Source organism: Neptunomonas sp. CHC150 (assembly GCF_030397555.1).
Taxonomy (GTDB): Bacteria; Pseudomonadota; Gammaproteobacteria; order Pseudomonadales; family Balneatricaceae; genus Neptunomonas; species Neptunomonas phycophila.
Map to the genome: position 1 here is coordinate 79,095 of NZ_JAPNXU010000008.1, position 22,171 is coordinate 101,265.

The 22,171-nt window shown below is 47.4% G+C and carries 18 protein-coding genes; 11 read left to right on the plus strand and 7 right to left on the minus strand.

Annotated elements, in window-relative coordinates:
• Nucleotides 1-27: 27 nt before the first annotated feature.
• The 3 genes from OW491_RS09645 to OW491_RS09655 all read right to left on the minus strand — a co-directional run bounded on the left by OW491_RS09645 (nt 28) and on the right by OW491_RS09655 (nt 3,047).
• Nucleotides 28-585 (minus strand): Sua5/YciO/YrdC/YwlC family protein, encoded by a 558-nt coding sequence (locus OW491_RS09645; RefSeq protein ID WP_290035778.1) that lies wholly within the window; start codon nt 583-585, stop codon nt 28-30.
• Between the two features lie 151 nt (nt 586-736).
• A complete protein-coding gene (gene dprA / locus OW491_RS09650) occupies nt 737-1,903 on the minus strand; it encodes a DNA-processing protein DprA (protein WP_212667471.1) in 1,167 nt (388 codons plus the stop codon).
• 106 nt (nt 1,904-2,009) lie between these two features.
• Nucleotides 2,010-3,047, minus strand: a complete 1,038-nt coding sequence (locus OW491_RS09655) for a LysM domain-containing protein (protein ID WP_075173919.1) — start codon at nt 3,045-3,047, stop codon at nt 2,010-2,012.
• 280 nt (nt 3,048-3,327) lie between these two features.
• Between OW491_RS09655 and def the strand changes: the two genes are divergently transcribed.
• From def to OW491_RS09680, 5 genes are all read left to right on the plus strand, one after another.
• Nucleotides 3,328-3,840, plus strand: a complete 513-nt coding sequence (gene def, locus OW491_RS09660; RefSeq protein WP_075179629.1) for a peptide deformylase — start codon at nt 3,328-3,330, stop codon at nt 3,838-3,840.
• 86 nt (nt 3,841-3,926) lie between these two features.
• Complete coding sequence (fmt, locus tag OW491_RS09665) at nt 3,927-4,874, plus strand: methionyl-tRNA formyltransferase (RefSeq protein ID WP_290035781.1); 948 nt, start codon at nt 3,927-3,929, stop codon at nt 4,872-4,874.
• Complete coding sequence (rsmB, locus tag OW491_RS09670) at nt 4,871-6,181, plus strand: 16S rRNA (cytosine(967)-C(5))-methyltransferase RsmB (RefSeq protein ID WP_290035782.1); 1,311 nt, start codon at nt 4,871-4,873, stop codon at nt 6,179-6,181. The genes fmt and rsmB overlap by 4 nt, the downstream gene beginning before the upstream one ends.
• Nucleotides 6,182-6,194: 13 nt before the next feature.
• Entirely contained in the window at nt 6,195-7,568 is a 1,374-nt protein-coding gene (gene trkA / locus OW491_RS09675; RefSeq protein ID WP_075173922.1) for a Trk system potassium transporter TrkA, read from the plus strand.
• 15 nt (nt 7,569-7,583) lie between these two features.
• A complete protein-coding gene (locus tag OW491_RS09680; protein WP_075173923.1) occupies nt 7,584-9,032 on the plus strand; it encodes a TrkH family potassium uptake protein in 1,449 nt (482 codons plus the stop codon).
• Between the two features lie 42 nt (nt 9,033-9,074).
• On the opposite strand, the gene OW491_RS09685 is transcribed toward OW491_RS09680, so the two are convergent.
• Entirely contained in the window at nt 9,075-9,977 is a 903-nt protein-coding gene (locus tag OW491_RS09685) for a lysophospholipid acyltransferase family protein (protein ID WP_290035786.1), read from the minus strand.
• A gap of 151 nt (nt 9,978-10,128) precedes the next feature.
• Between OW491_RS09685 and glyQ the strand changes: the two genes are divergently transcribed.
• The 6 genes from glyQ (at nt 10,129) to OW491_RS09715 (ending at nt 18,860) form a co-directional block, all read left to right on the plus strand.
• Nucleotides 10,129-11,100 (plus strand): glycine--tRNA ligase subunit alpha, encoded by a 972-nt coding sequence (glyQ, locus tag OW491_RS09690; RefSeq protein WP_075173925.1) that lies wholly within the window; start codon nt 10,129-10,131, stop codon nt 11,098-11,100.
• On the plus strand, nt 11,100-13,148 hold the full coding sequence (glyS, locus tag OW491_RS09695) for a glycine--tRNA ligase subunit beta (protein WP_290035788.1): 2,049 nt from the start codon (nt 11,100-11,102) through the stop codon (nt 13,146-13,148). Before glyQ ends, glyS begins: the two co-directional genes overlap by 1 nt.
• Before the next feature lie 387 nt (nt 13,149-13,535).
• A complete protein-coding gene (locus OW491_RS09700; protein WP_290035790.1) occupies nt 13,536-14,012 on the plus strand; it encodes a (2Fe-2S)-binding protein in 477 nt (158 codons plus the stop codon).
• On the plus strand, nt 14,009-16,231 hold the full coding sequence (locus OW491_RS09705) for a molybdopterin cofactor-binding domain-containing protein (RefSeq protein ID WP_290035791.1): 2,223 nt from the start codon (nt 14,009-14,011) through the stop codon (nt 16,229-16,231). Before OW491_RS09700 ends, OW491_RS09705 begins: the two co-directional genes overlap by 4 nt.
• A gap of 10 nt (nt 16,232-16,241) precedes the next feature.
• Nucleotides 16,242-17,477 carry a cytochrome c gene (locus tag OW491_RS09710; protein ID WP_290035793.1) on the plus strand — a complete coding sequence of 412 codons (1,236 nt, stop codon included), beginning with the start codon at nt 16,242-16,244 and terminating at the stop codon, nt 17,475-17,477.
• 108 nt (nt 17,478-17,585) lie between these two features.
• Nucleotides 17,586-18,860 (plus strand): XdhC/CoxI family protein, encoded by a 1,275-nt coding sequence (locus tag OW491_RS09715; RefSeq protein ID WP_290035795.1) that lies wholly within the window; start codon nt 17,586-17,588, stop codon nt 18,858-18,860.
• A 30-nt stretch (nt 18,861-18,890) separates the two neighbouring features.
• Here the strand turns inward: OW491_RS09715 and OW491_RS09720 are convergent, their stop codons facing one another.
• The 3 genes from OW491_RS09720 to OW491_RS09730 all read right to left on the minus strand — a co-directional run bounded on the left by OW491_RS09720 (nt 18,891) and on the right by OW491_RS09730 (nt 22,109).
• Nucleotides 18,891-19,499, minus strand: coding sequence for a nucleotidyltransferase family protein (locus OW491_RS09720; RefSeq protein ID WP_290035796.1), 609 nt, complete (start codon nt 19,497-19,499; stop codon nt 18,891-18,893).
• A 148-nt stretch (nt 19,500-19,647) separates the two neighbouring features.
• On the minus strand, nt 19,648-20,244 hold the full coding sequence (locus tag OW491_RS09725) for a DJ-1/PfpI family protein (protein ID WP_178969684.1): 597 nt from the start codon (nt 20,242-20,244) through the stop codon (nt 19,648-19,650).
• A 290-nt stretch (nt 20,245-20,534) separates the two neighbouring features.
• The gene (locus OW491_RS09730) at nt 20,535-22,109 is read right to left on the minus strand and encodes an aldehyde dehydrogenase (NADP(+)) (protein WP_290035797.1); all 1,575 of its coding nucleotides are present in this window, start codon (nt 22,107-22,109) and stop codon (nt 20,535-20,537) included.
• Nucleotides 22,110-22,171: the final 62 nt, after the last annotated feature.

Below are 22,171 nucleotides of genomic sequence, written 5' to 3' on the forward strand. Positions count from 1 at the left end.
AAGGCATACTTCCAGCTCCTTTTGAGATTAATTTCGTATGATTTTACTGCCTTGCAATGACTGGATACGTGTAGGCCTATCCAAGCCACCTAACTTTCCATCCACTTTGTAATCTAGCCTAGAGCCGAAGTAAGCATTTACTTCCCATAGACTTTTAGCAGGCGCAGCCCCTCCGGGGTTAGCCGAAGTCGATACCAATGGCCCGTCCACTGCATTACACAACGCACGTACTAAAGGATGGTCACTAATGCGTACAGCAACCTCTGAATGCTTGCCTTTTATCCAGTTGGGTACCCATTCATGAGGATCCGGCAGCAACCAGGTATAAGGCCCTGGCCAGGTTGCACTGAGACGCTCTTTTTCTTCCTCTGTTAAAGGATCAATCAAAGGCGCTACCTGTGATAGCGACGCCGCTATCAAGATAACGCCCTTTTCTACAGGGCGACGTTTCAGCAACAAAAGACGCTCCACTGCCGACGCATTAAAGGGATCACATCCCAAACCCCAAACAGCTTCTGTCGGGTATGCGATGACGCCTCCTTGGCGGACAACACGCGCTGCCTGAGATATATGCCATGTATTCATTACATAAAAGCTCTCAACAAGATGTACAAAATACGTGAAAAAACGAGAAACAAAGAAGCGGAAAACTACCTCTTTAGCGGGGCAGATGCAACTCAGCTAGCCGAGAACGAACAGGTTATAAAAGATGACAAGCAACGACTGAACAGCGTATTTAACGAATACGCCGATAACCTCCCGCTACAGATTCAATCCACCCAAAGAGCTCTAGCTCGACAAGTACTGTACTCAATTGGTCATGCGCAAGGCTTAGATTAAGGCATATATCTTCAACAAACGTGTGGGAGTAGTCGATACCTTGAAGCACTCTTTGCTGGCTAGCGTCGAGTTCCGATAAATCAGCCTCTAACAAAGGAGCCTGTTCCATCGTAGGGATAGCCGAAACCCTTTTTTGTGTTGTTTTTTGCTGAGCAGTATCGACAAACGCACGGTATCCACCTAAAAAGCCGCGTAGCTCGTCCACCATGTGATCCATAGATTCCACGAGCGTGGCTCCTTGGCGGATTAAAGCATGACACCCTCGGCTTCCAGGATGATCAATAGAGCCCGGCAGCGCAAAAACCTCGCGCCCTTGCTGCAAAGCTTGACGAGCCGTAATGAGAGAGCCGCTTTTTACCGCCGCCTCGACCACCAAAACGCCCGTCGACAACCCACTGATAATACGATTACGGCGAGGAAAGTGAGGAGCAAGCGGAGGCGCACCGGGTAACAACTCGGACACAAGCGCACCACCTGATGCCAAAATAGCCTCGGCCAAGCCTTTATGTCGAGCTGGGTAAACTTTATCGATACCTGTCCCCATAACCGCGATAGTTGGCTTTTGTAGCTCAACCGCGGCTTTATGAGCCTCGCCATCAATGCCTAGCGCTAAACCACTACTAACGACAAAGCCTGCCTCTGTTAGCGCTTTAGAAAACTGGTAAGCATGGCGCAACCCGCCAGCGCTGGCATGGCGACTCCCAACCAATGCAATCATGGGTAGATGCAAGGCCTCAACATTGCCTTTAACAAATAACAGAATAGGGTGGTCAGGTGCGGCTCGCAGTAATGGTGGGTAATCATCGCTATCCGGCATGAGCAGCCTTGCGTTAAGCGAGGTTAACGAGGCTTCCACCTCGCAACACTGCTCCCATAACGTGCCGCGTTGATCAACAAAATCTATGAGTTGCGTACGGTTTTCACTAGAAATAGCAAAAGGAGAGTGGTCCGTTTGCGCCAGTAATCGTTGCGGCGTCCAATCGTTATAAAACAGCCGCGAGAGCTTTGCCGGACCAATACCCGACAGCAAACTGAGCCCTATCCAATCCTTTGGATCAGCCACATGCATTATCCTTAATCAATGGCGCTTTGCTTAACGTTAGCTAAAAGCGCCGGCTGAATAGCCTTGCAACCTGTGCTGTAGGTCGCAAGGCGTCTTGCTTACAAGCTTACAAGTCCGGTGATTTAAAATTATCACCTACAGAAAGCACGTTTAGTGCTGTCATGACCAGTGCATAACTGACTTTATCGTACACCTTATAGACCATTAAGGTGCCTGCTTCTTCATCAGGCAATTTGACACGTTCACCTGTCACAGGATCGTCCATCTCTTCACCAGCGGCATATACAATAAAGACATGTCCGGGCTTCACACCCTCTCGGCGGCCTTTGTTAATCGCCACAGCATCAAAGCGTCCGATCTTCTGAACACCGCCATCGACCGACAAGATATAACCTTCTGTTTCTTCAGGCGCTGGGGCCGGATAAAACATAGACTGGATACGCGTTTCAGGGGCCGGTAATACTCGGTCCATAACACGCACTTCTTGTTGCGATTTAGCCAGCTCTAGGGTGGTGATATCTTCATCATTGGTCGAGACGACATAAGCCTCTGCTATTTTAGACAGCTCATAGCCCAGCAACTCATCTGTTATCGGGTCATGGAACGCCTGCAATGGACGATAGATATTCTGATACTTATGATCAGATTCCATTTCGCCACGCGCATAGATGCGGTCCCCAGCACCGGCAATGATGCGCTTATTGCGGCCGCCTAAGACATAAGGGGTTTCTGCCAGTAGCTCATCGTCTAACACGACGTTCTCCTGCATAAACGCATCCATGTCTTTCAGCGGTATAGCTGGAATAGGATTCTCTAACGGTGTCGCACGAGCCCGAGGCACCAGCTTGTTATCGCCTTTAATGCGTAAGCGCGGCTTTCCATCTACCCATGTCATGTAAATAACATCACCAGGATAGATCCAATGAGGGTCATCAATCTGTGGATTAACACCCCAAATTTCAGGCCATCGCCAAGGTTGGGTCAAAAAGCGCCCTGATATATCCCATAAGGTATCGCCTTTCACCACAACATATTCTTGCGGGTAGCCTTCCTGCAGAGCGAGAACATCCGCTCTGGCGTGTGCCTGGTTGGGCGTAGTAATAGCTAACCATGATGCCAAACACAAACCTGCCAGTTTTTTCATCTACAGTTTCCTTGCTACTCATGTCGGACACTCATGCTCAAACCCATAATTTTGAGCAAAAGCGAAAGATCCAGATTACATGTTAAGTCCTGCACTCATTAAAACGGATTATTCTTGACCCGATACAATGAAGAGCGCGTATAATTTATGATCATCAATGGTAAACGACAAATGCATCGTCACGCCAGATCAGTATAATAGATAAGTTACTCTGTTTGCCCATCAATTCATCTTTTTGACAGTGTGGCAAACTCAATATTAACAAAGCATTAGTTGAATTATGGCCCTGTTACCTATTTTAGAATTCCCTGACCCTCGCTTGCGTACGATAGCAGAGCCGGTTGATCAGGTAGACGACAATATCCTTACAATCATTAAGGATATGTTCGAAACCATGTACGACGCACCCGGTATAGGGCTTGCGGCGACACAGGTTAACATTCACAAACAAATCATTACGATTGATATTTCGGAAGATAATGACGATCCTTTAGTCTTAATCAACCCCAGCTTCGAAGTTATTAACGAGGAGCTAGAACAGATGCAAGAAGGATGTTTGTCAGTTCCTGGGTTTTACGAAGAAGTAGAACGTCCGAACAAAATCAGAGTAACCTCGCTGAATGAAAAAGGCGAACAGATTGAGTTTGAAGCCGAAGATTTACTTGCCGTTTGCATACAGCACGAGATCGATCACCTAAACGGCAAACTGTTTGTGGATTATCTTTCCAACACCAAGCGTACTCGGATCCGCGGAAAGCTTGAGAAAAAACATAAGCTTGAACGCGCAGGCTAACACGACAAAGCGTTACTAACAGGTTTGCATTTGCAAACCTGTTTTTCTATGTGGACACAACGGATACGCTTAGCAGCGAGGTTAATGTGAGAATTATTTTTGCCGGAACACCGGATTTTGCGGCCAGCAGCCTGTCGGCACTTTTGGATACAGATCATGAAATTATTGCAGTCTACACCCAGCCTGACCGACCGGCAGGGCGTGGCCGAAAACTCACTGCCAGCCCGGTAAAGCAACTCGCCCTCGACAACAACATCCCTGTTTACCAGCCCGCTTCTCTTAAAGACCCCGCCGAACAACAAATACTGGCAGATTTAAACGCCGATTTAATGGTCGTTGTCGCTTACGGTTTATTGCTCCCCAAAGCGGTATTAGACACACCCAAACGCGGCTGCATTAATGTCCATGGCTCTTTATTACCTCGTTGGCGCGGCGCGGCACCTATACATCGCGCCGTATTAGCAGGCGATACCGAAACGGGCATAACCATCATGCAAATGGATGTCGGGCTCGACACAGGTGATATGCTGTATGAAGTAAGCTGCCCCATTAACGAGACCGATACCTCTGGCGATTTACACGACCGTTTAGCCAAACTTGGTGCAGGCGCTTTAACCGACACACTAACCTTGTTAGAGCAGGGCGCTATAACCCCGCAGCCTCAAGATGACAGTCAAGCCTGCTATGCACATAAACTCGAAAAGCAAGAAGGCTTAATTGATTGGAGCCAAACCGCGCAACACGTTGACCGACAGGTGCGCGGCTTATTCCCATGGCCAGGCTGCTTTACGACGCTCAACGGTGATAACCTTCGTATTCATGCAACCACACCTTCAGAGCAAACTATTGATCCTCAGCTTCCACCAGGAACCATAGTTAACACAGACAACGGCGTTATTTTAGTCGCTTGTGGTGCAGGAACGGCTATCGCAATCACTCGCCTACAGATACCCGGCGGTAAGGCTTTGTCTTCTAAAGATGTGCTCAACTCACGTCGTTCGTTGTTTGCAGATGGGACTATATTAGGCCAATGAGAAATATAAGAGCGCTTGCCGCCAACGCAATCTATCCGTTATTGATGCATACAGGTTCGCTCAATCAATCACTGGTGAATGCACTGGACTCATGTCCAGAAAAAGACAGACCGTTGCTTCAGCAACTGTGTTACGGCACAGCGCGAAATTTTCCTCGACTGCTTTGTATTGCTGATTCGCTGATGGATCGCCCTCTACGCGAGCGTGATAATGATGTACTTGCTGTACTGCTAGTTGGCTTATACCAGCTTATGGACATGCGCATACCCGTACATGCAGCCATTAGCGAAACAGTCGACGCGGTTCACCAGCTCGATCGAGGTAGCCTTTCCGGTTTAGTCAATGCAGTGCTTCGCCGTTTTGATCGCGAAAAAGAAGATATTTTAGACGCGCTCTATGATGACATTACCTATCATTACAATCATCCTGAGTGGTTTATTCAAAAGCTCAAAGCCAATTGGCCCGAGTTTTGGCAAACGATCCTTGAAGAAAACAACCATCAAGCCCCTTTAACCCTCCGCATCAATCGCCAACATGTTTCACGTGAAACCTATCACCACATGCTGCAAGAAGCAGGGCACGGCTCAGAATTGACACGTTGGAGTGAAGACGGGATCGTTTTAGACGAGCCATGCGATGTCCATGTACTGCCTCATTTTTCAGATGGCTGGGTCAGCGTACAAGACGAAGCCGCACAGATCGCCGCACAACTCGTCAACCCAAGTCCTGGCGAAAGAATCTTAGATGCATGTGCAGCACCGGGTGGGAAATTGTGCCATTTGTTGGAACAGGCCAGTGTTTACGAGAGCAACGACATCACCATTGATGCGTTAGAGATAGATCGACGCCGAGCTAAACGCATCACAGAAAATTTAGATCGCCTCAGTCAGACCTGTAACCTTATGGTGGGCGATGCTTCTGAGACAGATTGGTGGAATCAAGACCCCTACGACAAAATGCTAGTCGATGCTCCATGCAGCGCTACAGGTGTAATACGACGTAACCCAGACATTAAAATTTTACGTACCGGCGAAGCGATACATCAATTATCAGCTATCCAAATGGCTATTCTCAAAAATCTGTGGCCAATGCTCAAAAAAGGCGGCACATTGGTGTATGCAACTTGCTCCATTTTTTCGCAAGAAAACGACAAACTGATTAAGCGCTTTATTGCAGAGACCGAAGATGCAGAGCACCAACCCATCTCGGCCGAGTGGGGAATTGAGCGACCTTATGGCCGCCAACTCTTCCCGCAACGCAATGGGCATGATGGCTTTTATTATGCCGTCATTAAAAAAATAGGCTGAGAAACCAAAACGCATGAAGATAATCATCTTAGGAGCTGGTCAAGTTGGTGCATCCCTTGCGGAAAACTTGGCCAATGAAGCCAATGACATCACCATAATCGATACCGACATTGGACGCTTACGCGAGCTACAGGACCGTTTAGATATACGCACGGTTAACGGTAAAGCGTCACATCCAAGCCTACTGAATCAAGCAGGGGCTCAAGACGCCGACATGCTGATTGCCGTTACTAACAGTGACGAGGTCAACATGATCGCCTGCCAGATAGGTCAGACGCTGTACAATATTCCGACCAAAATCGCTCGGGTCCGTGAGCATGATTACCTTCAACAAGAAAACCTCTTTAATCGAGAAAACCTACCAATCGATGTACTGATCAGCCCTGAGAAGCTAGTAACTGAGCATATAAAACGGATGATCCAATATCCCGGTGCGCTCCAAGTTCTCGATTTTGCAGATGGGAAAGCACAGCTTGTTGCCGTTAAAGCCTATTACGGTGGGCCTTTGGTAGGGCGTGAGATTTCTTATTTACGCACCCATATGCCGAATACCGATACTCGTGTTGCTGCAATATTCCGACAAGGCAAAGCGATCATACCGCAGGGCAATACGGTAATCGAAGCAGATGATGAGGTCTTCTTTATCGCGGCGCGAAAAGATATTCGCAGTGTAATGAGCGAGCTACGCCGTCTCGACAACCCTTATAAGCGCATCATCATTGCCGGTGGCGGTAACATTGGTGCACGTTTGGCTGAAAACCTAGAGAAGAAATACCAAGTAAAAATCATTGAGCGCAATATTAATCGCTGTAACGACCTAGCTCGAACGCTGAGCAACACCATCGTTTTACATGGCAGTGCGTCAGATCGAGATTTACTACTCGAAGAGAACATAGAAGACACCGATGTTTTTTGTGCCCTGACAAACGACGACGAAGCCAACATCATGGCTTCCATGCTCGCCAAGCGACTAGGCGCGCGCTCCGTCATGACATTAATTAACAACCCAGCCTATGTAGATTTAGTGCAGGGCGGTGTGATTGATATCGCGATTTCTCCACAACAAACTACGATAGGCGCTTTGCTAACACACGTAAGGCGGGGCGATGTAGTAGCCGTCCATTCATTACGACGCGGAGCAGCAGAAGCGTTAGAAGCCGTTGCGCATGGCGACAAACGCAGCTCAAAAGTTGTCGGAAGGGCACTTGAAGATATTAACCTTCCACCCGGCACCACCATTGGTGCCATTGTACGAAACGATGAAGTACTCATTGCTCACGATGATGTCATTGTTGAAAACGGTGATCATGTGATTCTCTTTTTAGTCGACAAACGCCGAATAGGCGAGGTCGAGCGATTATTCCAAGTTGGCCTAGCCTTTTTCTGATCAGCGGGGATCACTATGCGCTATCGCGTCATTTTACGAATACTTGGCATATTACTCATGGTTTTCAGCATCACAATGCTGCCGCCTGTCGTCGTGTCTTTTCTCTACGATGATGGCCATGACTTCGCGTTCATTGGTGCGTTTGCCATTACCCTCGCAACGGGTTTTGTGATTTGGTTACCCGTTTACCGGGTTAGGGAAGACTTACGCACACGTGATGGGTTCTTAGTAACCGTGCTTTTCTGGGTGGTTCTCGGGCTATTCGGTTCCATTCCGTTGATGATTTCTGAAAGCCCACACCTCACCGTAGTAGATGCTGTTTTTGAATCATTATCAGGCTTAACAACGACGGGGGCAACCGTTATAACGGGAATTGATTCACTGCCCAAGTCTATCCTCTTTTACCGCCAACAGCTTCAATGGCTGGGTGGCATGGGTATCATTGTATTAGCAGTAGCTATTCTCCCTATGCTAGGTATCGGGGGGATGCAGCTGTATCGTGCTGAGACACCTGGGCCCGTTAAAGACAGCAAACTGACCCCACGCATTACCGAAACAGCGAAGGCGCTTTGGTACATTTACCTTTCACTCACTATCGTGTGTGGTTTAGGTTTTTGGCTGGCAGGGATGACACCCTTTGATGCGATTTGCCATAGCTTCTCAACTGTAGCAATTGGTGGTTTCTCAACCCATGACGCTAGTATTGGTTACTTTGATAGTGCGGTTATAGAAGCGATTTGTGTATTTTTCATGGTCGTCTCTTCAGTTAACTTTGGTTTGCATTTCTTTGCCTGGCGCCAACGTTCTTTACTTCACTATTTTGAAGACCCTGAATTTAAGTTTTATTTGGGCATTTTAAGCACCATTATCTTAGTCACATTATTCTCTTTGATAGCGACATCAACGTATGGCCCAGTAGAGTCATTCCGCAAGTCGGTATTCATGGTGGTATCTGTCGCTACCACAACCGGCTTCGCGACTGCCGACTTCGCGCACTGGCCTGCTATGCTGCCTTTCATGCTGTTTATTGCGGCCTTTGCTGGCGGGTGTGCCGCTTCAACGGGCGGCGGTATGAAGGTGATCCGAATCTTACTGATCTTGAAGCAGGGCTATCGTGAGATTTTACGTTTAGTTCACCCCAATGCCGTGATACCGGTCAAAGTAGGGAACAAGCCAATTTCGGACAAGGTACTCGAAGCGGTGTGGGGCTTCTTCTCGGTCTACCTACTTGTCTTTGTTGTTATGCTGATTGCGTTACTGGGCACAGGCTTAGATCAAATCACAGCATGGTCTGCTGTTGGCGCAACACTCAATAACTTAGGCCCAGGGTTAGGGGAAGTGTCCACCCATTACGGCGAATTGAATGACACGGCAAAATGGATTTTATGCTTGGCAATGCTGATGGGGCGTTTAGAGGTATTTACATTGCTCGTGTTGTTTACGCCAGCGTTTTGGCGACGTTAACGCTTAAACCCTCATACGATTACAGCAAGATTAGTGCAGCGACTAATCTTGCTTTGCATATATCTTTGATTCACCCGCGGGTCGGGTATTAAAGCGCTTATATTCCCACTGGTATTGAGCAGGGGCATGAGCCACGCACTGTTCTACCGAAGCATTCAATCCTGATAAAGCCGTTAATGGCTCATCGCTGTAGATATCTGGATGCACGGCTTTGAAATAAATATCAAACTGATCGGTACCCTCTAACCTTAATGCGTAGCCGCAAACAACGGTTGTCTTAGTCTGCTTGACCAGCTGGGTGAACAGTTTCATTGTGTAAGCCTGAACACCAAAGAAAGGGGCAAACTCTCCACTGCCTTTAGCCGGCTCCTGATCCGGAAGTATTCCTACGGCTTCTTTCTTTTTTAATGCTTTAATCACTTTACGCACACCGCTTAAATCCGCGGGGGCTAGGTTTGTACCCAAACGTGCGCGCATTTTTTTGATTAGATCATCCATCATTTTCAATTTGGGCGGTCGATACATCACGGTGACAGGGCACTTATTCGATACGTAAAGATTGAGCACTTCCCAGTTCCCTAAGTGCGGTGCCAAGATAATAACGCCTTTCCCATGAGCTATAGCTTCAGTCAGAATAGACTCGCCATGTACATTACGAACTTTTTTAAGCGTGCGCTCAGGCTTCCACAGCCACGACATGCCCGCTTCAGTAATTGACATACCCGTATGCAGCAGACTTTCGTTGATCAAGGCTTCTTGTTGTGCATCGGAAAGTTGTGGATAACATAAGGAGATATTTTGACGTGTGATTCGCTGCATATCACTTTGTGAATTGGCAATAAAACGCCGGCCTATCATGCGGCCTAGCCTTTGAGCGAGTGATAAGGGCAACAAAGCAAAGATGCCAAGCGCACCCACAGCGAACAATGATTTTAATAACTGCATGAATAAACCAGCCAAAAGCGCGATGATAACAAGATAATGCGCTAATTATAGCGAATTAGTCTGCTCTAGCCTCGCACTAAGAACGCAAAAAGCGATCAATCGTGTATAATTTGGCGCTAATTTTTAAACTTTTTTTCTTCAGAATTCAGCAATGGTGGTTTCCGTGACTGATCAAACGACTCCGGACGCAAGCACGTTTCAGGGGCTAATTTTGGCTCTGCAAACATTCTGGGCCGAGCAAGGCTGTGTACTTGTTCAACCTCTCGACATGGAAGTAGGCGCGGGGACGTTCCATCCAGCGACTTTCTTACGCGCAATAGGGCCTGAAAACTGGCGCTCTGCTTATGTCCAACCTAGCCGCCGTCCAACTGACGGTCGCTATGGCGAAAACCCAAACCGCTTGCAACATTACTATCAGTTTCAAGTAGTCATCAAACCGTCTCCCGACAATTTTCAAGAACTCTATCTTGAGTCTTTAAAACGCCTAGGTGTAGACCTCAATATCCACGATGTTCGCTTCGTTGAAGATAACTGGGAATCACCAACACTGGGCGCGTGGGGGCTTGGCTGGGAAGTCTGGTTAAACGGCATGGAAGTCACCCAATTTACCTACTTCCAACAAGCTGGCGGTCTTGAGTGTTATCCCGTTACTGGCGAAATCACATACGGCTTAGAACGTATTGCGATGTATTTGCAAAACGTAGACAGCGTATACGACTTAATCTGGACAAAGAACCCCGATGGCAGCGTTGTAACTTACGGTGATGTTTTCCACCAAAACGAAGTTGAAATGTCGACTTATAACTTCGAACATGCCGATGTGCCTAAGCTATTTGAAAACTTTGATCACTACGAAGTCGAGTGTAACAAGTTGCTAGCTGCTAAACTCCCGCTACCTGCCTACGAGATGGTGCTAAAAGCTTCTCACACATTTAATTTGCTCGATGCTCGCCATGCGATTTCGGTAACAGAGCGCCAACGCTACATCTTGCGCGTTCGTACATTGGCCCGTGAAGTTGCTCAAGGTTATTTTAATACGCGCCGCGAACTTGGCTTCCCGATGGCATCCGAAGACATCCGCAATGAAGTTTTGGCCGCTACCGCTGCGCAGGAGGAGAAGTAATGTCTACACGCGATTTTTTAGTAGAACTGGGTACTGAAGAACTGCCACCCAAAGCATTGCTGTCGCTGTCTAATGCATTCACTCAGGGCATCACTGAAGGCCTGAAAAAAGCGAACATTAGCTTTGGCGAAGTTACTAGCTACGCTGCGCCACGTCGTCTAGCTGTAAAGATAAGTCAGCTGTCAGAACAACAGCCCGATGCAGAGATTGAGAAACGCGGCCCTAGCTGTAAAGCACCAGAGAAAGCCGTAGAAGGTTTTGCTCGCTCGTGCGGCGTAACTGCTGATCAACTGCAAGTATTGAATACAGATAAAGGTGATTACTTCATCTACAAAACCGTAGAGAAGGGCACCGAGACTAGCTCATTATTAGAAGGTATCGTTGAGCAATCGCTAAACAACTTACCTATACCGAAACGCATGCGTTGGGGTTCCAGCCGCGTTGAATTTGTTCGCCCTGCCAAATGGTTAGTTATGTTGTTTGGTGACCAGGTTGTACCCGCTAGCATCCTTGGTCTTGAATCGGGCCGCCATACTATGGGCCACCGTTTCCATTACAACCAACCCATTGAGATCATGGCAGCGGATGAATATGACCAGAAGCTATTGTCTCCTGGCTATGTTATTGCAGATTTTGCAGCGCGACGTGAAAAGATTCGTGAACAAATTATTGCGGCGGGTATTGCTCTAGGCGGGACTACAGAAATTGATGAAGACTTGCTGGATGAAGTCACCGCACTTAATGAATGGCCTGTTGCGTTAACAGGGCGCTTTGAAGAACGCTTTTTAGATGTACCGCCAGAAGCACTTATCCTGTCAATGAAAGAGAACCAAAAGTACTTTCATGCAGTAGATGCAAAAGGCAACTTAATGCCTTACTTCATCACAGTGGCTAATATCGAATCTACCGATCCACAACAAGTGATTGAGGGTAACGAGAAAGTGATTCGCCCTCGTCTTGCGGACGCGGCTTTCTTTTTTGAAACAGATAAAAAAGAGACGCTGGCGTCACGTACAGAGCGCTTGAATACAGTTGTCTTTCAAAACCAGCTTGGAACGGTCTACGATAAAGCGACCCGCATCTCTGCACTAGCCGCTTATATCGCAGGGCAGCTAGGCAATGATCAACAGACAGCTGAACGTGCGGGTTACCTTGCTAAAGGCGACTTACTAAGCGACATGGTCTATGAATTTACCGACCTTCAAGGGCTCATGGGTTATCACTATGCATTGCATGATGGTGAAGGCGAGGCCGTAGCTAAAGCCATTAATGAACAATACCTTCCAAAGTTTGCTGGTGATGAGTTACCCGAAACAGAGGCCGGTATCGCGGTAGCAATTGCAGACCGTCTTGATACCTTAACAGGTCTTTTCGGTATCAAGCAGCCACCGACAGGCTCTAAAGACCCGTTTGCATTACGCCGTGCTTCCCTAGGTGTGCTTCGCATCCTTATTGAGCGTAACCTAGATTTAGACCTTAAAGACTTAATTACTAAGGCGGCTTCATTACACAAAAGCCTACCAGCGGCTGAAACCGTAACAGAACAAGTCACTGACTTTATGCTGGAACGCTTACGAGCCTGGTATGAAGATAAAGGCGTAGCTATAGACAGCTACCTAGCCGTTCATGCCGTTAAGCCAACAAAGCCTTTAGACTTTGATAAGCGCGTTAGCGCTGTTAACGCCTTTAGATCGTTGCCTCAAGCAGCGTCATTAGCGGCTGCTAACAAGCGTGTTTCCAATATCATCGCTAAACAAGAGGGTGAAGCAACAGCGCTTAATACGGCTCTGTTATCTGAACCTGCCGAGCAAAAGCTGGCCCAATCTGTTGCTCAGTTGAGCGAGCAAGTAACACCGTTATTTGCCGAAGGGAACTATCAGGATGCGCTTGAGAAGCTCGCTAGTTTACAAACAGATGTAGATAGCTTTTTCGATAGCGTAATGGTCATGACCGATGACGAAGCTGTTAAAGCTAATCGTATTGCTTTACTTAGCCAGCTACGCTCTTTGTTTTTGCAGACCGCTGATATCTCGTTACTAAACGGATAGGAAGAACGTTTTAGTGATAGATTAATCACTGCATCTTTTCAAAAGCCGGCTTCTATGTCGGCTTTTTTATTTCCTCAAGCCTAACCACATACATGTATGCGTTAACAATGATCCATGTTTCATGTTTCACGTGAAACATACATCATCAAGAAAGAGAAATAGGCACATATTAAAGAGCTTTAAGCACAGGAACAGATCGTTCCAAGTCAGCATTAATAATAACCCTGCACCATCACACGTAAAGCATACATCCTTGGTAACATGTATTTAAACCGACGTTCGTTAGCATTAACAGCTATTTGAATAAGCTCAAGAACCAAGACAATTAACACGTCGAGCACATAATAACGCAGCCGATAGTATGAACACATACGGCTCGGGGGACACATGAAAACTCTCAATATAAACGGAAATATCGTTCAAGCCGATGTCGCCGATGACACGCCTTTACTATGGGTGTTGCGCGATGAGCTAGGTCTAACAGGCACTAAATACGGTTGCGGCATAGCACAATGCGGTGCATGTACAGTCCACATGGACGGCGCACCTGTACGCTCATGCTCATTACCAATAGGCGCGCTAACCGGCCAAAAAATTACTACCATCGAAGCCATTGGCGAAACACCGGTAGGACAAGCCGTGCAAAAAGCATGGCTAGAACACGAAGTTGTTCAATGCGGTTATTGCCAATCTGGCCAGATAATGTCTGCAACGGCTCTATTAGCAAACAATAGCACTCCTTCAGATTCAGACATAGACATGGCTATGTCGGGAAACATTTGCCGGTGTGCAACTTACACTCGTATCCGCTCCGCTATTAAAGATGTGCAGTTCGTTGATGCGATGGAAGGAGCTTCATCATGAAAACTTCCAGTATGTCTAACTCAACACCTGATGCAGATAATGGCTTAAGTACGGAGCGACGCCGCTTTCTAAAGAGAAGCAGCCTATTACTAGGCGGGTTAGCTATCAGCACCTGGCTACCGCCTATGACTCGTAACAGCTTTGCATCTGAGGCTATATCAGGAGCGCAGCTTGGTGACAATTCAGCGCAAAAGGGAGGATACGGAGCGTTCGTTCGCGTAGGCACAGATGGCAAGGTCACCCTCATATCATCAAAGATAGAGATGGGTCAGGGCGTACAAACGGGCATGGCCATGATGGTCGCTGAAGAATTAGAAGTCCCGCTAAAAGATGTAAGCGTGGTAGAAGCGCCAGCCAATGCGGCTCTATACACAGATCCTTTACTTCAATTTCAAGCAACCGGCGGCTCTACATCCACACGAGCAACGTGGGAGCCTTTGAGAAAAGCAGGCGCCACTGCACGTATGCTGCTTATACAAGCGGCCGCTAACCGATGGAATGTCGACGCCACATTATGTACGGCAAAAGCGGGGACTATCAGCGGCCCAGAAGGGCAGACCGTAAACTACGCAGAGGTGGTAGAAGACGCTATTGAGCTCCCAATACCGACTGAGGTAACGCTAAAATCCCCAGAGTCTTTTACATTAATTGGTACTCCAGCCCAACGACTCGACACACCAGCCAAGGTCAATGGTAGCGCTAAGTTCACTATCGATTTATCCGTGCCTAACATGCTAATTGCTTCGACGATCACGTGTCCTGTGCTTGGTGGTAAGGTAAAGCAGGTAGATGCCAGCAAAGCTAGGGCAATCAAGGGTGTCAAAGATATCATCACACTCCCTAATGCCGTTGCCGTAACAGCAACCAACACATGGACCTGCTTCAAAGCCATTAAAGCATTGGATATAGAATGGGATCTTGGAGATAACGCCAGCGTCAACTCAGAGGAAGAAGCAAACGCTGTACGAGAAGCCAGCCGGCAGCAAGGAGCCGTAGCAAAGACAGTTGGCGATATAGACACGGCGTTAAAAGAAGCACCGCATACATTTGAAGCATCTTACGAACAGCCTTTCCTATCACACTCGCCGTTAGAACCTATGACCTGCGTCGCCCATGTAAGACAAGACAGTTGTGATTTATGGGTAGGCACACAAGTACCAGACTTCGCTCAAAAAGCCGCCGCTAAACTAACAGGGCTGGCTCCTGAAAATATCGCAGTACATAACCAACTAATCGGTGGCGCTTTTGGAAGACGACTGGAATATGATTTTATTATTCAAGCCGTCCAAATTGCTCAGCACGTGAACTACCCAATTAAGTTAACCTGGAGTCGAGAAGAGGACATGACCCATGACCTCTACCGCCCCCATTATGTGGATCATATCCAAGCGGCACTCGACGATAATTTAGAGCCAACAGGTTGGCGTCAACACATAGCCGGAGCTTCTGTACTTGCTAGCTACGTAGGCAGCCTGCCAGAAAGCGGAGTTGATGGAGACGCAGTCGAAGTCGCGATTGACCCTATTTATGCTTTAAGTGATCTAGAAGTTCAGTACAACCGACAAGACGCTAAGTCTGTGAATATTTCTTGGTGGCGGGGCGTTGGCCCTTTGCGGAGCACCTTCGTTCAAGAATCCTTTATTGACGAACTGGCTCATCATGCCAATGTGGATCCACTTACCTTCCGATATGATCGACTTAAAGAACACCCTCGTGCTCAAGCACTTCTAAAAGTGCTAGAAAAGGCCAGTGATTGGCATTCAGCCTTACCCGAAGGGTATGGCCGAGGAGTTGCTATCAGCCATGTATTTGGCGGCTATGTGGCAACCGTCATAGAGCTAGCGATGCAAGGGGAATTAGGCGTTAAGATCAAACGTGTTATCAGCGCCGTTGATTGCGGTATTGTCACTAACCCAACATCAGTGTCAGCTCAAATTGAAGGGGGAACGTTATTCGGAATTTCGGCCGCATTCTTTAATGAAATCCATATAGAGAATGGCGCGGTACAACAAAAGAACTACGACACATACAGACAGTTGCGAATAACAGATGCGCCATCCGTAGAAGTACACATAACCAAAAGCGCTGAGCAACCCGGCGGCGTAGGTGAAGCAGGCACATCACTAGCAGCTCCGGCTTTAGTTAACGCCCTCTATGCAGCTTCTGGCAAACGTATTCGTCGTATTCCACTTAACCGTCACGGCTACTTTACCGTTTGAGGAGAACAGTATGACTATCATCAAAAAGCTCCTCATTGGAGCTAGCCTAACCTGTGCAGTTGCCAACGTAACACATGCGGCAACAAGCCAAGAAATGATTGATAAAGGCAAGTACCTTACCGCTGCCGCCGACTGTGTGGCTTGCCACATAACACCCGGCGGTAAGCCATATGCTGGCGGGCTGGAGTTTAAACTACCCTTTGGGTCATTGTATTCGCCCAATATTACACCGGATAAAGAAACCGGCATTGGCACCTGGACTGACGAGGAGTTTGTTAGCGCACTACAAGAAGGGGTAGGCAAGGACGGAAAACATTACTACCCAGCCTTCCCGTATACATCCTACACCAAGATGTCGCGCGATCAGATATTAGCTATAAAAGCGTATTTATTTAGCTTAGAACCGGTATCACAACGCCCGCCAGAAAATGACATCAGCTTTCCGTTCAACCAACGCTGGGGCATGATGTTTTGGAACTTCGTCTTCTTAGATGAAGAGCGCTACACACACAATCCAGACAAAAGCGACACATGGAACCGCGGCGCTTACTTGGTTGAAGGCCCAGGGCATTGCGGCGAGTGTCACACACCTCGCAACTTGTTCCAAGCGACTAAGGACAGTAAGGCACTTGCAGGTACAAACATACAAGGATGGAAAGCGTACAACATCAGCTCCGACCCTGAACAAGGTATTGGCGCTTGGTCCGAAGACGATCTTGTTAACTATTTCTCGCAAGGCGCAGCTCCGGGTTACGGTGTAGCAAGCGGCCCTATGGCCGACGTCGTAGAGCACAGCTTAAGCCAAATGACTCAAGAAGACCTCAACGCTATTGCGGTTTACTTAAAGGATACGCAACCTCAAACAGAAGGTGTCAGCAAACCGCCTATCTTTATCGCTAAGGCAGCTGAATCCAGCGATTCATTAGGCAAAAAGGTGTTTGCTGATGCATGCTCAAGTTGTCACTTGTGGACAGGCCAGGGGAGGCAAACCCCAGTGACAACATTAAGTGGACTCAAAACAGTTAATGACCCTGAAGGTACTAATCTTATTAATATCCTTTTGACCGGTAATTCGCCTATCCATTTAAGTGTAGATCATCGGATGCCAAGCTTTAAAGAAGGGTATAGTGATGAAGAGTTAGCAGCCGTTAGTTCGTTTGTGCTGAAGCATTTTGGCACCACGAATGCGAGTATCAACCAACAGCAAATCAAAGCCGCTAAAGAAGCACAATCAAAAGCGCATTAACTGAAATCTAATGCGAACAGCATCGGCAAAGAAGGGCGCTCCCCTTTGTCGATGCACCACTAAACCCGCATTAGCCCAAACTAACGATACCTGTAGACACACCTTTCCATGTCAGACATAAACCGACTTATTGATGCCATTAACCGTGCAAGAGAAAACAGTAACGAATCCGTATTAGCCACGGTCGTTAAAGTTGAGGGCTCGGCCTATCGCCGCCCAGGCGCACGCATGCTTATCTCTCAGTACAATGGCACACAAGGAACCATCAGCGGTGGCTGTCTTGAGTCACATGTTGCAAAAAAAGCCTGGTGGCACACCCAATCAGCACCTACCGTCTTATGCTACAACACGGCGCTTGATGACGATCAAAATGAATTCTTCGAACCCGCTAATAACAACTCATCAGCCATGTACCCAAAGCAAAACGAAACATCTCTAGAGTTCGGTTTAGGGTGTAATGGTAAGGTTTATATTTTATTAGAAAGGCTTGCCCACCATTACGACAATCCTTTAATGACGCTGTTCGAGACCGTCAACCAAACTGGGCAAGGCGGGGTGTCGGCCACTATCATTGCTCACAACACGGATCCGGCAAAAGCCCATATACAAATAGGGGACCGAGCTACACTCAGCCCCAGCGGGGCAATCGACAACGGCATAGCAAACCCGCAATTAGCTCATTACGTAAGCCAGCAATTGCAATCTAGCTTAGATGCTCAGCGCTCGACCCATTACACATTTGAAATTGATTTAGAAAATGGTAAAACGGCCATAGTCGATGTTTTCTTTGACTATATAGCCCCACAACAAAGGCTGGTTATTTTTGGCGCAGGGGACGATGCACTGCCTCTGGCTAACATGGCTGCACTAATGAACATGCACGTCACAGTGATAGACAGCCGCCCACAGTTTGCAACCAAACAACGGTTCAATGAAGCAGATGAGGTACTTAACATTGCTCTCGATGCACCGTTTGACTCAGCAAAATTATTGGATAACGCACACATAGTGGTAATGACTCATAGCATTACTCAAGATAAGTATTGGCTTAGTCTGTCGCTTAGTTCCTCACCTGCCTATATTGGTCAGCTAGGACCAAGATACCGCACAGAAAAACTACTGGCCGAAATTAAAGAAGGTATGGCCGACGTACATCAGATCGAAAATAACAGAGACAAACTTCATTACCCGGTGGGGTTAAACATCGGTGCTAATACACCTGAATCCATTGCAGTGTCGATCTGCGCTCAACTCGTCGAGTGCATGGCCAGAACAGGCGTTCGTGATCCCAAGGCTACATATGTCACAGGAGTCCATAACACTAACAGCCAACTCACACCGGATAATCCAGAGGATGATGTAACAATTTACATTGAGGATTAACGCCTTCAATCATTTCTACGTTTGTTTGTCCTATGCTGAAGGGATATCTTTTTGCCGATCGATATCACTAATAACACCTGGATCATCAACGGATATCTGCATCACATTAGCATCAGCCAATACCGCTTTAGCTCCATCATCACCACGTAACTCTTTTACCTTTTCCCAGTACTCTCGACCAACAATGACTGGATGGCCCGGCTGACCATTATAAATAGGGCGCACAATGACCTGTGCGCCTGAGCTTCGGTGAAGCAAGGTATGCGTGCTTTCATCAATAAAGGGCATGTCACCCAATATAACGGCTATTGATTCTACGTTTGTACTAGCGGATTCCACATCACTCTCATAACAGGTTATACAGTAATCCTCTATGGCAGCGAATGCCTCAGCCATACTAGAACTAAGGCCCTCTAATGCATGCAAACAACGAATAACATATACATGATCAGGGAGATTAAGAGAGAACGTATTATCATCTGGCCTGACTGCCACAAATACACGACGATACGTATTAGGAATAGATTGAATGGTAGAAGCTAATAACGACTTCCCATCACCGACAACCGCTTTACGTTTATCGGAGCCAAACCGGCGACTTTGACCTGCAGCCATAACCAGTGCGACCGAATCTTTCATCTAAGCAATCTCATTTTATTAATACGGTTATCAGTATCGTAGATTAATAAGATGACATCTAGCTGAACGTTAGCGATAAAATAAGATGTTCCACGTGGAACACCCCAATCAAACACATTAGGAACTCGTGGCGCACTTAACTCATAGCTTATAAATAAGGCTCAATATTTGATACCACTCGGTCGACATATACGTCTTTCTCTCCAACAGGAGCGATATAATAAATAGCATCAATAGCCGTCTGTAAATTATGTGTTTTTGCCAACACCCACGCCGCTAAATATTGAGAGGCCAAACAACCGCCGGCAGTCGCTATGTTATTGTTGGCGTAAAAAGCTTGATCAAGCACATCAAAGCCTGCATCTTGCACCCAAGGCTTAGTTGTTAAGTCGGTACATGCAGGGACTCCATCAAGCAACCCGAGCTTCCCTAATACAAGCGCGCCCGAACATTGAGCACCGATCAGCTGCCTAGCAGGATCAAGGGACAGTTGTTTCATGATCTCAGCATCTTTAACAACATCTCGTGTTTGCAGGCCACTGCCTACCAATACAACATCTGCTGTAGCAACCTGATCCAATGAGACTTGCCGTTTAATCTCCACACCATTCATCGATGTAACAGATTCAGTAGGGCAAGCAATCGAGACTTTCCAATCAGGCGATTTAACACGATTGAGAATGCCCGATGCGATAAAGGAGTCGAGTTCATTAAATCCATCAAATGTAAGTATGGCAATATGCATATAACCACTCCTGAGCGACTGCTCGTTTATTAACATCTAGAAGAAGATTTTACAGGTAATGCATAATCGCAAGGTAACAAGTAACAAACCCAAAGGTTGATGGCTTACAACATGACAAGCGACTCTGCTGCTTACTGAGAAACGAGAACTAGCAGACAAAAAAAAGCCTGCTTAACACAGGCATAAAGACAGAAGCCCAATGAAAACCCTTTCCATTGGAACCTTCTTAGACCACTCGACAAAAAGCTAAAGCAGATGCATAGGGAAAGCACCCACTTTAGAACAACTGGCTAGACGCGCTTCCCATCCCAAAGGTGAGAGACTTTGGACAACTCATCATCACGTAGATTCTTAGGCAAAAGCGCCTGCGGCAGATTCTGGTAACACACCGGTCGCAAGAATCGGAAAATAGCAGAGCTACCTACAGAAGTTGAACGCGAATCGGAAGTTGCAGGGAAGGGGCCACCATGGACCATCGAGTGACACACTTCTACACCCGTTGGCCAACCGTTAACCATGACACGTCCCGCTTTTTCTTCAAGCGTTGGCAATAGGAATTGTGCATGCGCCAGATCATCATCATTCATCTGTAGCGTTGCCGTTAGCTGGCCTTCGAGTTTTAAAGCGACACTTAACACTTGCGCCATATCTTCACACTCGACCACTAAAGAACACGACCCGAAGACTTCATCCTGCAATCGCTCATCAACAAGGAAGTCGGAAGCCGACGCAACAAATACAGCCGCCTGACACAAATTAGGCTGCTCGCCATCTTTGCCACACCCTAACAAGCGTACATTCTCGTTAGAAGATAGGGCATCAACACCGTTAACATACGCACGATGGATACCTGGAGTCAGCATTGTTTGCGCAGCAACCTCTGATATGGTGCTTACAACTGTCGATAAGAAGCGATCTAAAGCCTCTCCGCGAAGGGCTATAATTAATCCTGGGTTAGTACAAAATTGACCAGCTCCCATCGCTAAAGACCCAACAAACCCGGTTGCTAATTCTTGAGCTTTTGTTTCAAGTGCATTAGGAAGCAAGAAAACAGGGTTAATGCTGCTCATCTCTGCATAAACAGGGATAGGCTCTGGGCGAGACTGAGCCGCCACAGTTAACGCGATACCGCCACTGCGGGAGCCGGTAAAGCCAACAGCCTTAATCCGGTGATCCATAACCAAGGCTTGCCCTAACTCGCTTCCTGAGCCGTACAGCAAAGAGAAAACACCTTCCGGCAAGTTACATTTAGCCACAGCAGACTGCACGGCACGGCCGACTAGCTCAGAGGTTCCCGGATGCGCAGAATGAGCTTTAACTACTACAGGGCAACCAGCCGCCAGAGCAGAGGCCGTATCACCACCTGCCACACTAAAAGCAAGCGGGAAATTACTAGCACCAAATACAGCTACCGGCCCAAGAGCAATACTTTGCTGGCGCAAATCTGCACGAGGAAGAGGAGAGCGATCAGGCATAGCGGTCTCAACTCTGGCATCTAACCATTCGCCAGCACGAACAACCGAAGCGAACAAGCGCAACTGACCACAGGTACGTCCGCGTTCACCTTCGATACGCGCTTGCGGCAAGCCCGTTTCTTGCATACAGCGCTGCACTAAAACATCACCAAGCGCTTCTATCTCGGATGCAATAGTTTCTAAAAATACAGCGCGTTCTTCTAATGATGTGACCCTAAATACCTGCTTCGCTTTATCCGCTAGATCACATGCCCGATTAACCTCATCAATACCACCACAATGGTAAGCAGGCTCGAGCGTTTCACCCGTGGCTGGGTTAACGGCGTAGACAGGCTTGCCGTCTAGTTGAATGTCACTTTGGCCAATCAGTGAACGACCTGTAATTTCCATTTCATACTCCTAGCAAAATTAGTGAATGTGACTAAATAACTGTAATTGATCTAACCATGCTG

Coding starts and splice junctions, on each gene's coding strand:
- OW491_RS09645 (WP_290035778.1), bottom strand. CDS start 585: ATGAATACATGGCATATATCTCAGGCAGCGCGTGTTGTCCGCCAAGGA.
- OW491_RS09655 (WP_075173919.1), bottom strand. CDS start 3,047: ATGAAAAAACTGGCAGGTTTGTGTTTGGCATCATGGTTAGCTATTACT.
- def (WP_075179629.1), top strand. CDS start 3,328: ATGGCCCTGTTACCTATTTTAGAATTCCCTGACCCTCGCTTGCGTACG.
- rsmB (WP_290035782.1), top strand. CDS start 4,871: ATGAGAAATATAAGAGCGCTTGCCGCCAACGCAATCTATCCGTTATTG.
- trkA (WP_075173922.1), top strand. CDS start 6,195: ATGAAGATAATCATCTTAGGAGCTGGTCAAGTTGGTGCATCCCTTGCG.
- OW491_RS09680 (WP_075173923.1), top strand. CDS start 7,584: ATGCGCTATCGCGTCATTTTACGAATACTTGGCATATTACTCATGGTT.
- OW491_RS09685 (WP_290035786.1), bottom strand. CDS start 9,977: ATGCAGTTATTAAAATCATTGTTCGCTGTGGGTGCGCTTGGCATCTTT.
- glyQ (WP_075173925.1), top strand. CDS start 10,129: ATGGTGGTTTCCGTGACTGATCAAACGACTCCGGACGCAAGCACGTTT.
- glyS (WP_290035788.1), top strand. CDS start 11,100: ATGTCTACACGCGATTTTTTAGTAGAACTGGGTACTGAAGAACTGCCA.
- OW491_RS09700 (WP_290035790.1), top strand. CDS start 13,536: ATGAAAACTCTCAATATAAACGGAAATATCGTTCAAGCCGATGTCGCC.
- OW491_RS09705 (WP_290035791.1), top strand. CDS start 14,009: ATGAAAACTTCCAGTATGTCTAACTCAACACCTGATGCAGATAATGGC.
- OW491_RS09710 (WP_290035793.1), top strand. CDS start 16,242: ATGACTATCATCAAAAAGCTCCTCATTGGAGCTAGCCTAACCTGTGCA.
- OW491_RS09715 (WP_290035795.1), top strand. CDS start 17,586: ATGTCAGACATAAACCGACTTATTGATGCCATTAACCGTGCAAGAGAA.
- OW491_RS09720 (WP_290035796.1), bottom strand. CDS start 19,499: ATGAAAGATTCGGTCGCACTGGTTATGGCTGCAGGTCAAAGTCGCCGG.
- OW491_RS09725 (WP_178969684.1), bottom strand. CDS start 20,244: ATGCATATTGCCATACTTACATTTGATGGATTTAATGAACTCGACTCC.
- OW491_RS09730 (WP_290035797.1), bottom strand. CDS start 22,109: ATGGAAATTACAGGTCGTTCACTGATTGGCCAAAGTGACATTCAACTA.